The organism is Pseudomonas sp. PvP089 (genome assembly GCF_017875165.1).
In the GTDB taxonomy this organism is placed as follows: domain Bacteria; phylum Pseudomonadota; class Gammaproteobacteria; order Pseudomonadales; family Pseudomonadaceae; genus Aquipseudomonas; species Aquipseudomonas fortuita.
Window position 1 is genome coordinate 4,941,621 of record NZ_JAGGME010000001.1, and the last position, 11,583, is coordinate 4,953,203.

General features: G+C 63.3%; 9 protein-coding genes. 1 reads left to right on the plus strand and 8 read right to left on the minus strand.

All coding sequences use genetic code 11. The features are described from left to right. Positions 1-19: 19 nt before the first annotated feature. The 6 genes from J3A71_RS22525 to J3A71_RS22550 all read right to left on the minus strand — a co-directional run bounded on the left by J3A71_RS22525 (position 20) and on the right by J3A71_RS22550 (position 7,191). The gene (locus tag J3A71_RS22525) at positions 20-2,476 is read right to left on the minus strand and encodes an EAL domain-containing protein (RefSeq protein ID WP_023047426.1); all 2,457 of its coding nucleotides are present in this window, start codon (positions 2,474-2,476) and stop codon (positions 20-22) included. A 261-nt stretch (positions 2,477-2,737) separates the two neighbouring features. Then, complete coding sequence (locus J3A71_RS22530; protein WP_209953296.1) at positions 2,738-4,570, minus strand: ABC transporter ATP-binding protein; 1,833 nt, start codon at positions 4,568-4,570, stop codon at positions 2,738-2,740. Then, positions 4,563-5,195, minus strand: coding sequence for a DsbA family protein (locus tag J3A71_RS22535; RefSeq protein ID WP_145913253.1), 633 nt, complete (start codon positions 5,193-5,195; stop codon positions 4,563-4,565). Before J3A71_RS22535 ends, J3A71_RS22530 begins: the two co-directional genes overlap by 8 nt. Positions 5,196-5,198: 3 nt before the next feature. Then, entirely contained in the window at positions 5,199-6,131 is a 933-nt protein-coding gene (locus J3A71_RS22540) for a rhodanese-related sulfurtransferase (RefSeq protein WP_016485346.1), read from the minus strand. A gap of 228 nt (positions 6,132-6,359) precedes the next feature. Beyond that, the gene (locus J3A71_RS22545; protein ID WP_023047764.1) at positions 6,360-6,656 is read right to left on the minus strand and encodes a BolA family protein; all 297 of its coding nucleotides are present in this window, start codon (positions 6,654-6,656) and stop codon (positions 6,360-6,362) included. A 10-nt stretch (positions 6,657-6,666) separates the two neighbouring features. After that, positions 6,667-7,191, minus strand: coding sequence for a DUF2059 domain-containing protein (locus J3A71_RS22550; protein ID WP_016485344.1), 525 nt, complete (start codon positions 7,189-7,191; stop codon positions 6,667-6,669). Between the two features lie 154 nt (positions 7,192-7,345). Between J3A71_RS22550 and J3A71_RS22555 the strand changes: the two genes are divergently transcribed. Beyond that, the gene (locus tag J3A71_RS22555) at positions 7,346-8,740 is read left to right on the plus strand and encodes a class II fumarate hydratase (protein WP_016485343.1); all 1,395 of its coding nucleotides are present in this window, start codon (positions 7,346-7,348) and stop codon (positions 8,738-8,740) included. A gap of 175 nt (positions 8,741-8,915) precedes the next feature. Here J3A71_RS22555 and J3A71_RS22560 read toward each other — a convergent pair whose 3' ends face one another. Together J3A71_RS22560 and pap are read right to left on the minus strand one after the other, a co-directional pair. Continuing rightward, the gene (locus J3A71_RS22560) at positions 8,916-9,878 is read right to left on the minus strand and encodes a DMT family transporter (RefSeq protein WP_016485342.1); all 963 of its coding nucleotides are present in this window, start codon (positions 9,876-9,878) and stop codon (positions 8,916-8,918) included. A 209-nt stretch (positions 9,879-10,087) separates the two neighbouring features. Then, the gene (gene pap / locus J3A71_RS22565; protein WP_016485341.1) at positions 10,088-11,581 is read right to left on the minus strand and encodes a polyphosphate:AMP phosphotransferase; all 1,494 of its coding nucleotides are present in this window, start codon (positions 11,579-11,581) and stop codon (positions 10,088-10,090) included. Positions 11,582-11,583 lie beyond the last annotated feature (2 nt).

The window sequence follows — 11,583 nt, forward strand, 5'->3', positions numbered from 1 at the left end:
TGATCCTTGTGATTTCTCGCTAGCGAAATGTGCCAGGTGCCCGCTGCAACAGAGGCCGGGCGGCAATCCGTTGGCGCTGCAGACTGTCACAGGTGAACACCTGGGGGCGCTCGATCAGGTAACCCTGGGCGTAATCCACGCCTATTTCCTGCAGGGCCTGCTCGATCAAGGGTGTTTCGACGAACTCGGCGATAGTGCGTTTACCCATGACATGGCCGATGTGGTTGATGACCTCGACCATGGCCCGGTTGATCGGGTCGTCGAGCATGTCCTTGACGAAACTGCCGTCGATCTTCAAGTAATCCACCGGCAAATGCTTGAGGTAGGCGAACGACGACATGCCGGCGCAGAAGTCATCGAGCGAAAAGCGGCAGCCCAGCCCCTTCAACTCGTTGATGAAGCGAATGGCACTGCCCAGGTTGGCAATTGCGCTGGTTTCGGTGATTTCGAAACAGATCATCCGCGGCGGAATGGCATACTCGACAAACAACCGCTGCAGGTATTCAAGGAACTTGTCATCGCCAATGCTCGACCCTGACAGGTTGATCGCGCAGGTCGACAGCGGCCCTTCGCGGCCTTCGTCCAGGCATTGGCGCACAACCTGGAACACATTGCGCACCACCCAACGGTCCAGCGCACTCATCAGGCCGTAGCGCTCGGCCGCAGGAATGAAGCTGCTGGGCAGGATGGTGCGGCCACTTTCGTCGTGCAGGCGCAGCAGGATTTCGATATGGCCTGGGCCTTCAAAGGCTTTCAGCGGCGCTATTTCCTGTGCGTAGAGGCAGAAGCGGTTTTCTTCCAGAGCCACGTGCAAGCGCTGGATCCAGGCCATTTCGCCAAAACGCATGGACAGCTCGCTGTCGTCGGTGTGGTACACCTGTACGCGGTTGCGGCCCTTCTCCTTGGCCATGTAGCAAGCCATGTCGGCGGCCCGCAGCGAGGCCTCCAGGGTGCCAGGTGCCTGGGCCATGTGCACCAGGCCGACGCTGACCGTAGTGACGAACGGCCGCCCCTTCCACACAAAGTGCAAGCTCTGCACCATCTGGCGCAACTGCTCGGCAATGCGCTCGGCCTGCTCGGGCGGGCAGTTTTCCAGCAGCACGCCAAACTCATCGCCACCCAGCCGCGCCAGGGTATCGCCTTCGCGCAGGCCCGATTGCAGCACAGCGCAGATGTGCCGCAACAATTCGTCGCCAGCGGCATGCCCGCAGGTGTCGTTCACCAGCTTGAACTGGTCAAGGTCAAGGAACATCAGCGAATGCCGCCCGGCCTGGCGCGCCAGGCCGTTCAGCGCCTGCTCCAGGCGGTATTCGAACTCACGGCGGTTGGCCAGCCCGGTCAGGGCGTCATGGGTAGCCTGCCAGGACAGGTTGGCGATGTACTGCCGCTCCTGGGTCATGTCATGCAGCACCAGGACGATGCCACTGAGCTGGCCGTTACTGACGATCGGCGAGCCCACCAGGTTGATCGACACGGTGCTGCCATCCAGGCGCTGGATCAGCCGGGCATGCTCGGCGCCGCCCTTGAGGCTGCCACTCAGTACCTGCTCGACCAGGCTGCGGCCATCTTCCTCGGCCTGCTCGTCCACCAGGCTGAACAGCGCCGACAACGGCAAGCCCTGGGCCTGGCCAGACTGCCAATGCGTCAGTTGCTCGGCGGCTGGGTTCATGTAGCCGATGCAGCCATCCACGTCGGTGGTAATGACCGCATCGCCAATGGCCTGCAACGTGGTCTGGGCCCGCTCTTTTTCTTCCTGCAGTGCGCTGGCAAATGCCTGCCGCTGGGCCAGCAGCTTGCTGGAGCGGCGCCAGGCAATGGTAATGAGGAACATCGCTGTCAGCAGGTTGGTAATCAGCAGCACCCGCAGCAACATGCGCGAGCCTTCGCCCAAGGCATCGCTGAACGCCTTGGCCGCCGGCGTGACCCCTTCGTTGATGGTGACGATGCGGGCTTTCCAGGCGTTGACTGCCTGGGCGTCGACCGGGCCATTGGCAAAACTTTGGCGCATCTCGCCGGCCAGTACATCGAGCTTGGCCAGGTAGTCGTCGCCGATGTCCCAGTAGTCGATGGCTGTCTGCATGTAGCTGATGTTGCGAAAGTTACGGTAGAACCAGATGATCCGTTCGACATCGTTAGAGTGGTTGCCGCCTTGCAGCACAGCTTGGCGCGCGGCAGCCAGGTCGGGGCTGGGGTGGTCGAGCACCTCGCGTAGCTGGTGGTCACCCTGGGGCACGGTAATGGCCTGGCGATAACGCTGGTAGGTGCTTTCGTCGCGGGTGTCGGCGTACAGGTTCAGGTAATAGATGGCGTCTTTCTGCGCCTTGGACCACAGGCTTTCGCCCGCGACATAGGCACGCACGGCCGACAGCGTATAAAGGCTGAGGCTACCGAGTGCCACCTGGAAGACCACAACGGCGATGAAGGGCCAAGTGATGCCGAGCAACTTTGGCGCTTCGAGTGTGCGATGTCCCTTCATGGAGTCCCTGTCACAGAGCAGATAAGGCGCAAATCGACCCAGACAAGCACAGCGTAGGCCATCTGCCATCAACGTGACGGGGTTTTTTATGACAGGGAATCGCAGGATTTGCACGCACGCTGTGGGAGCGGCCTTGCGTCGCGAAAGGGCCGCGACGCGGCCCCCGGATTTCAAGGTTGATGCTGAAATTGCCGGGGCTGCTTTGCAGCCCTTTCGCGACACAAGGCCGCTCCCACAGCGACGGCACAAGGCACCTGAAATTCAGCTTTGCTGCAAGTGCCCATAAAGCTTGGCGTACAACCCACCCTCGGCAATCAGCTGCTGGTGGTCGCCATCTTCGGCGACATGCCCGCCATCGAACACCAGCACCCGGTCGGCCTGCTTCACCGCCGACAGCCGGTGGGCGATGATCAGCGTGGTGCGGCCGCTGAGGAAGCGCGCCAGGGCCTGGTGCAGGTTGTACTCGGTGGCGGCGTCCAGCGCCGAGGTGGCTTCGTCGAGAATGACCACCTTGGGCTCGGCCAGCACCATGCGGGCAATGGCCAGGCGCTGGCGCTGCCCGCCAGACAAGCGCACGCCGGAACGCCCCACCACACTGTCCAGGCCCTGTGGCAAGGCGGCGATGGTGACATCCAGCTGGGCGATGCGCAGCGCCTGCCAGCACGCCTCGTCGCTGCAGTCGCGGCCCATGGCCAGGTTGGCGCGTACGGTGTCGTTGAACAGCGACGGGTGCTGCAACACCACCGCGACGTTTTCGCGCAGGGTTTCCAGGCCGATTTCCTGCAGGCTGGCACCGCCAAAGCGGATGGTCCCGGCCTGGGCGCTGTAAAGGCCCAGCAGCAGTTGCACCAGGGTGCTCTTGCCGCCGCCACTGGCGCCGACAATCGCCACCTTTTCCCCCGGGGCGATGGACAGGTCGAGGTTTTCCAGCACCGGCTCGTCAGCATAGGCAAAGCGCAAGTCGCGCACTTCGATGCCCACCGTCTCGCGGCCGGCGAACGGGTCGCTGGCGGCCGGGTACTGCGGCTCGTCATCGCGTGCCAGCAGCTCGTTGAGGCGGCTCAGCGCACCTCCCGCGGCGTAGTAGGCATATTGCAGGTTGAGCAATTGCTCCACCGGCCCGATCATGAACCACAGGTAGCTGAACACCGCCAGCATCTGGCCGATGGAAAGGTCGGAGAACAGTACGGTCAGCATGGCCGCGGCGCGGAAGATGTCGATGCCGAACTGGAACAACAAGCCACTGGCTCGGCCACTGGCATCGCTCTTCCACTGGGAATCTACGGCGTAATCACGCACCTCGCGGGCGCGCAGGCCCAAGCGACCAAGGAAGTAGCCCTGGCGGTTGCTTGCACGGATTTCCTGGATGGCATCAAGGGTTTCCGTCAGCGCCTGGGTAAAACGCGCAGTGCTGTCGTTCTCAAGCTTTTTAAGGTGTTTGACGCGCTTGCCCAACTGCACGGTGAAGTAGATCACCAGCGGGTTGAACAGCAAGATCAGCAAGGCCAGCTGCCAGTGCATCCAGATCAGGATCGCCGCTGTGCCGGTCAAGGTCAGCATGGCCACCAGGAAACGGCTGAGTGTTTCGCCAACGAACTTATCGAGGGTGTCCAGGTCGGTGACCAGATGGGTAGTGACCGTGCCACTGCCCAGGCTTTCGTATTCCTTCAGCGAAATGCGCTTGAGGCGCTCGATCAGGCGGATGCGCAGGCGGTAGACGATATCCTTGGCCAAACCGGCAAACAACTTGGCCTGGAGCACGTTGAATGCCAGGGCAGCCAGGCGCAGGCACAAGGTGAGCGCCAGCATCAGCCCGATATAACCGGCTGCCACCTGCCAGCTGGATGGCAGCAGGTGGTTCATCCACTTCAGGGCGGCATCGCCATGGCCCAGCAGCACTTCGTCCACCAGCAGGGGCAACAGCAACGGGATGGGCACACTGCAGCAAGCCGCCAGCACGGCGATGAGGTTGGCAGACCAGAGGTTTTTCTTATGATGCAGGGCCAGGCGGCGGATTTCCGCCCAGCTCAGTCGATCGCCCGCAGCATGAGGCTTGCCCGGCACCGGGTCGGGTGACCCCGGCACATCAAGCACAGGCGGCCTGCTGCAGCCAGCGGCCGAGCAAGGGTTGCAGGCGCTCCAGCGGCTGGTAGCCGTTGGTCAGCAGCGCCAGCTGGCCATTGCGTTCGGCCAGCAGGGTCGGGAAGCCGGCGATACCCAGGTCCTGGGCCCAGCTGAAATCGGCTGCGGTGGCGGCTCGGGTATCGGCGCGGGCGAAGGTGTCGGCAAACACGGCGCGGTCGAAGCCGCATTGCGAGGCCAGCTCGACCAGCTGTGGCGCAGTGGTCACGTCCACGCCCTGCTCGTAGAACGAACGCTGGATCAGCGCCAGCAGCGGCCAGACGCGCTCGGCGTCAAGCTCGCGGGCGGTGACCAGGGCGCGACAGGCCGGCTCGGTGTCATAGACGAAGCCGTCAGGCATGGCCCCCTCGAAACGAAAAGGCTGGCCGGTGGCGTCAGCCACCGCCTGCCAGTGTTCGAGGATGTACTTGCGGGTGGAGCTGTCCAGCGCGCTGCCGCCGGTGCGCAACCCGCCCGGCACCACGCGGGTGGCAACGCCCGCCTCACGCGCCTGGGCGATCAGGGCGGCGGCTACCGGCGCGAACCCCCAGCACCAGGAGCACATCGGGTCCATCACATAGATCAGGCGGGCAGACATGCATCAAGCCTCGGCTTTGTAGTTGTAACCGATCGGGTGCGGCAGGTTGCGGGCCTTGGCCAGCTCGATCTGCTTCTGCCGGTCGATGGCGCTGCGCCGGGTCTTCTCGCTCAGGGTGTCCCAGCAATGCGGGCAGCTGACACCTGGCGAATAGTGCTCGGACGCGCGCTCTTGTGCATTGATCGGGTGGCGGCAGGCGTGGCACTGGTCGTACTCGCCTTCGGTCAGGTCATGGCGCACCGTGACGCGGTTGTCGAAGACGAAGCAGTCGCCGTCCCACAGGCTTTCTTCCTGAGGCACTTCTTCGAAGTATTTCAGGATGCCGCCCTTAAGATGATAGACCGCCTCGAAGCCTTCACCGAGCATGTAGCTGGAGGCTTTTTCGCAACGAATGCCGCCGGTGCAGAACATGGCCACTTTCTTGTGCTTGCTTGGGTCGAAGTTGGCCTTGATGTACTCCGGGAACTCGCGGAAGGTTTCGGTCTTGGGGTCCACCGCGCCCTTGAAGGTGCCAATGGCCACTTCGTAGTCATTGCGGGTGTCGATCAGCAGCACTTCCGGGTCGCTGATCAGCGCGTTCCAGTCCTTGGGTTCGACATAGGTGCCGACCGCCTGGTTCGGGTCCACGCCTGGTACGCCGAGGGTGACGATTTCTTTCTTGAGCTTGACCTTGGTGCGGTAGAACGGCTGCTCGTCGCAGTACGATTCTTTATGGTCGACATCGGCCAGGCGCGGGTCGTTGCGCAACCAGGCCAGCAGCCCGTCGATGCCTTCGCGGGTGGCCGACACAGTGCCGTTGATGCCTTCGTGGGCCAGCAGCAGGGTGCCTTTGACGTCGTTGTCGAGCATGGCCTTGAGCAGCGGTTCGCGCAGCTCTACGTAGTCTTGCAGGGTGACGAACTTGTACAGCGCCGCGACGACGATGGGTTGTGACATGAAACAGGTTCTCCAGGTGGGTGCCCTCGTAAGGGGCGGACCGGGTTTGACAGGTATTGAAAAAAGCATGGGGGCGCTTTGCGCCCCTTTCGCGGCACAAGGCCGCTCCCACAGGGACCGCGTAACCCGATGGCGAGTGCGGTTCCTGTGGGAGCGGCCTTGTGCCGCGAAAGGGCCGCAAAGCGGCCCCCGGATTTTGCAGGATTCTACCAGAACAACAGAAAGGTTTCAGTGCCCGCCGCCGGCACACACCGGCGAGGCCGGCGCTGCGCCGACCTTGGCCCACTCTTCTGCGGTGTAGGTATGGATGGCCAGGGCATGGATCTGCTGCATCAGCTCACCCATGGTGGCGTACACCTTCTGGTGGCGCTTGACGCTGTTCAACCCGGCAAACTGCTCGCTGACGATCACTGCCTTGTAGTGGGTCTCCTGACCACGACTGTGCATGTGGCTTTCGTCGAGCACTTGCAGGTGCTGCGGCGCCAAGGCACCCAGCTGTTGTTCAATGCGCTGTTGCATGGTCATCGCGGCGTGCTCACTTCTTGGCAGGAACGGCGGCCTTGCCTGCGTTAGGGTCCAGTTCCTTGGTCATGTCTTCCAGCAGCTTGTTCACCACCGGCACTGCTGGCTCCAGGCTCTGCTGGGTCAACTGGGCCGACTGCTGGGTAACCTTGGGCATTTCACGCAGTACTTTCTTGCCCAGCGGCGATTCGTAGAACTTGACCAGGTCTTTCAGCTCTTGTTCGGTGAAGGTCTGGGTGTACAGGTCGACCATCTTCGGCTTCAGCTTGTTCCAGCCGATGGCGTTGTCCAGCGCGGCGTTGGCCTTGGCCTGGTAGCTTTCCAGCACCGGCTGCTTGGCGGCTGGGGCCTTGGTCTGGGCAAAGCGCTGGGCGAACATCTGCTGGACCTGCATGTACACCGGGGTGCCCAGCTTGTCGGCGTTGGCCAGGGTCAGGAATTTCTCGGCAGCAGCGTTATGGCTGGCGGTGGCAGCGAGCACCTGGCCGCTGGCGCAAGCCAGGGCAACGGCGGCACAAAGGACACGGAGACGGGTCATTGCATTTCCTTCAAGGAGAGGGAGGCGGGTACCTCAGAGTAGAGCATTCTGCGCCGTGGTGGCGATGTGCTCAAGTGGCACGACGAGCGACGGAACCGCTCGGTCGAATCAAGGCCTAAACTGCGATTTCGAACTACACAGGAGTGAGTACAGAATGAGCCGTATCGAGACAGACAGCCTGGGCCCGGTCGAAGTTCCTGAAGGCGCCTACTGGGGTGCGCAAACCCAGCGCTCGCTGATCAACTTCGCCATTGGCAAGGAGCGCATGCCCATCGCGGTGCTGCACGCCCTGGCGCTGATCAAGAAGGCCGCGGCACGCGTCAACGACCGCAACGGCGACCTGCCGGCCGACATCGCCCGGCTGATCGAACAAGCCGCCGACGAAGTGCTGGGTGGCCAGCACGACGACCAGTTCCCGTTGGTCGTCTGGCAGACCGGCAGCGGCACGCAAAGCAACATGAACGTCAACGAAGTGATCGCCGGGCGCGCCAACGAACTGGCCGGCAAAGGCCGCGGCGGCAAAGCGCCAGTACACCCCAACGATCATGTCAATCGCTCGCAAAGTTCCAACGATTGCTTCCCGACTGCCATGCACATTGCTGCTGCGCAGGCGGTGCACGCGCACCTGTTGCCCGCCATCGCCGAACTGTCGTCGGGGCTGGCCGAGCTGTCGGGGCGCCACCAAAAGCTGGTAAAGACTGGCCGCACCCACATGATGGACGCCACACCGATTACCTTCGGCCAGGAGGTGTCTGCCTTCGTCGCCCAGCTCGACTATGCCCAGCGCGCCATCCGCGCCACCCTGCCGGCAGTGTGCGAACTGGCCCAGGGCGGCACCGCCGTAGGTACCGGGCTGAATGCCCCGCACGGTTTTGCCGAAGCCATCGCCGCCGAGCTGGCGGCGCTGTCCGGGCTACCCTTTGTCACGGCGCCGAACAAGTTCGCCGCCCTCGCCGGCCACGAACCACTCACCAGCCTGGCGGGCGCCCTGAAAACCCTGGCCGTTGCGCTGATGAAAATCGCCAACGACCTGCGTTTGCTGGGCTCCGGCCCGCGCGCCGGTTTGGCCGAAGTGCGCCTGCCAGCCAACGAACCGGGCAGCTCGATCATGCCAGGCAAGGTCAACCCGACGCAGTGCGAGGCGCTGTCGATGCTGGCCTGCCAGGTGTTGGGCAACGACGCGGCCATCGGTTTTGCCGCCAGCCAGGGGCATTTGCAGCTGAACGTGTTCAAACCGGTGATCATCCACAACCTGTTGCAGTCGATCGAACTGCTGGCCGATGGCTGCCGCAACTTCCAGCTGCACTGCGTGGCGGGCATCGAGCCCGATGCCGAGCAGATGGCCGCGCACCTGGAGCGTGGCTTGATGCTGGTAACGGCATTGAACCCGCATATTGGCTACGACAAGGCGGCGGAAATTGCCAAGAAGGCTTATAGCGAGGGCAAGACCCTGCGCGAGGCTGCACTGGAGCTGAAGTACCTGACCAATGAGCAGTTCGACCAATGGGTACGGCCGGAGAACATGCTGGCACCGGGTGGCAAGGGCTGAGTCATCTATAGCCTGTGCTGGCCCCTTCGCGGGTAAACCCGCTCCCGCAGGGGTAGCACAACATTCAGCCCCGTGGTGAACCTGTGGGAGCGGGCTTGCCCCGCGAAAGGGACCGCGCGGTGCAAGGCACCGGCTTCGCCGGTGTTCGCGGGGCAAGCCCGCTCCCACAAAACGCTCAGTGAAACTGGGCCAATCGCGCCTTGCGGGCACGCCAACTGGCCACCAGCGATGGCCCCAGCGCCACCAGCGCCGAGCCGCACACCACGGTCACCGCCCCTACATAGCCCAGGGCATTGATGTCTTCGGCCTGCACGTACTCCGGCCACACCCCTGCCGCCACCGCCACCGCAACGAACGTCACCAGCGGGGTCAGCGCCAGGGTGGCACTGACCCGCGACGCCTCCCAGTGCGCCAGCGCCTCGGCGAACGCGCCGTAGGCCACCAGCGTATTCAGGCAACAGGCCAGCAACAGCCAGCCCTGCACCGGGGTCAGCTGCAACGCCTCCAGTGGGTGTACCCAAGGCGTGAGCAGCGCAGCGCAACTGAGGTAAATCACCATCATCACCTGCTGTGAATGCCACACGGTCAACAGTTGCTTTTGGCTGAGGGCATAGAACACCCAGATGCTGGTGGCCAGCAGAATGGTCAGCACGCCGGTGGTGTAGGTACCCAGTGAGGTCAGCAGCTCTTCGAGGCGCTGGTTGAAGAACAGCCCAAAACCCGCCAGCAGAATCAGCAGGCCCACCCCCTGCCCCAGGCTGAAGCGCTCACGGAACACAAACACGCTGGCCACCAGCAACAGCACCGGGCCGACCTGCACCACCAGTTGCGCGGTACCGGGGCTGAGCAGGTTGAGGCCGATCAGGTACAGCACGTAGTTGCCCATCAGGCCAAGCACAGCCACCACTACCAGGCCTTTGCCCCTGGGGGCCAGGCGCGTGAACGAGGGCAAGCGCTGTTGGGCTGCCAGCCAGGCAAACAGCAGGCCACCTGAAACCAGCAGGCGGTACCAGGTGACGGTGATCGGGTCGACCACCTGCAGTACCTGCTTGAGCTTGATCGGCAAGATGCCCCAGAGCAGCGCGGTCAGAAGTGCCAGGAACAGGCCATAGCTCCAGCGGCCGGAAGTGGTGTGCATAGTGTCCTCGGTCAAGCCCGTGGTGGGGGTGATTGAATTCTACGGGCTTGGAGGGCAGTGACGGGGGTGGGTGCCGAGAAAAGAATTCATCAGGTCATTCTTTTGGGGCATGGCTGGGGCTTGCGAGCTTTTGCGCCCGTGACATCAAGCGCCGCCCGCGCGGCGCTCGATGTCACGGGCGCAAAAAAATCCCAAGACCAGCACCCGGCCTATTTCTTGTGCTTGGCAAACGCTGCCTCCAGCGCCTCATTGATAGTGCGCAGCACCTTCACTCGCGCCCAGCGCTTGTCGTTGGCCTCCACCAGCGTCCAGGGCGCAATTTCGCTGCTGGTCCGGTCGACCATATCGCCCACCGCCTGGGTGTAGTCGTCCCACTTGTCGCGGTTGCGCCAATCGTCCTCGGTGATCTTGTAGCGCTTGAACGGGATTTGCTCACGCTCCTGAAAGCGCTCCAGCTGGGTCTGCTGGTCGATCGCCAGCCAGAACTTCACCACCACCACGCCGGCATTCACCAACTGTTCTTCAAAGTCGTTGATCTCACTGTAAGCGCGCATCCAGTCCGCCGGGCTGCAAAAGCCTTCGACCCGTTCCACCAGCACCCGGCCATACCAGGAGCGATCGAAGATGGTGAACTTGCCGCGTGCCGGAATATGCCGCCAGAACCGCCACAGGTAGGGCTGCGCGCGCTCTTCCTCGGTGGGCGCGGCAATCGGCACGATGCGATACTGGCGCGGGTCCAGCGCCGCCGCCACGCGGCGGATGGCACTGCCCTTGCCGGCAGCATCGTTGCCTTCGAACACCGCCACCAGGGCGTGCCGGCGCATGCGCTTGTCGCGCAGCAGGCCGGCCAGGCGGGCCTGTTCGGTGACCAACTGCTCCTGATAGTCAGCCTTGTCCAGGCGCAACGTCATGTCCAGGGCGCCGAGCAGGCTGCGCTGGTCGATACTGCGGCCCAGCGGTGCCACGTTGCCCTGGTGCTTGCCCTTGGGGTTGTTGGCCAGCGCGGCTTGCAGGCTGTCCAGCAAGATACGCCCCACCGCCAGGCTGCGGTAGTTCGGGTCTACGCCTTCAACGATATGCCACGGCGCATAGTCGCGGCTGGTGCGGCGCAGTACGCGCTCGCCAAAGCGCACGAAGCGGTCGTAGGTTTGCGACTGCTGCCAGTCCAGCGGGCTGATCTTCCAGCTGTGCAGCGGGTCGTCCTTGAGCGACTTCAACCGGGCCTTCATCTGCTTCTTGGACAGGTGGAACCAGAACTTGATGATCAGTGCACCTTCATCGCACAGCATCTGCTCCAGGCGCTCGGCGCCCATGATGGCCTGATCAAGCACGGCATCCTTGAACACCCCGTGCACCCGCCCCTGCAGCATCTGGCTGTACCAGTTGCCAAAGAACACGCCCATCCGCCCCTTGGGTGGCAAAGCCCGCCAGTAGCGCCAGGCGGGCGGGCGGGCCAGCTCTTCGTCGGTCTGCTGGTCGAAGGTGAGCACGTCGATCATGCGCGGGTCCATCCACTCGTTGAGCAGTTTTACCGTCTCACCCTTGCCGGCGCCTTCGATGCCGTTGATCAGCACGATCACCGGGAAGCGCGCCTGCTGCTTGAGTTCGTACTGGGCTTCGAGCAGGGCCTCGCGCAAAGCGGGTACCTCGGCGTCGTAAGCCTCCTTGTCGATACTGTGGCCGATTTCGGCGGATTCGAACATGC

Bases quoted from the DNA above. Each gene is read 5' to 3' on its own strand.
- J3A71_RS22550 (WP_016485344.1), bottom strand. From the start codon at position 7,191: ATGACCCGTCTCCGTGTCCTTTGTGCCGCCGTTGCCCTGGCTTGCGCC.
- J3A71_RS22525 (WP_023047426.1), bottom strand. From the start codon at position 2,476: ATGAAGGGACATCGCACACTCGAAGCGCCAAAGTTGCTCGGCATCACT.
- J3A71_RS22535 (WP_145913253.1), bottom strand. From the start codon at position 5,195: ATGTCTGCCCGCCTGATCTATGTGATGGACCCGATGTGCTCCTGGTGC.
- J3A71_RS22555 (WP_016485343.1), top strand. From the start codon at position 7,346: ATGAGCCGTATCGAGACAGACAGCCTGGGCCCGGTCGAAGTTCCTGAA.
- J3A71_RS22545 (WP_023047764.1), bottom strand. From the start codon at position 6,656: ATGACCATGCAACAGCGCATTGAACAACAGCTGGGTGCCTTGGCGCCG.
- pap (WP_016485341.1), bottom strand. From the start codon at position 11,581: ATGTTCGAATCCGCCGAAATCGGCCACAGTATCGACAAGGAGGCTTAC.
- J3A71_RS22560 (WP_016485342.1), bottom strand. From the start codon at position 9,878: ATGCACACCACTTCCGGCCGCTGGAGCTATGGCCTGTTCCTGGCACTT.
- J3A71_RS22540 (WP_016485346.1), bottom strand. From the start codon at position 6,131: ATGTCACAACCCATCGTCGTCGCGGCGCTGTACAAGTTCGTCACCCTG.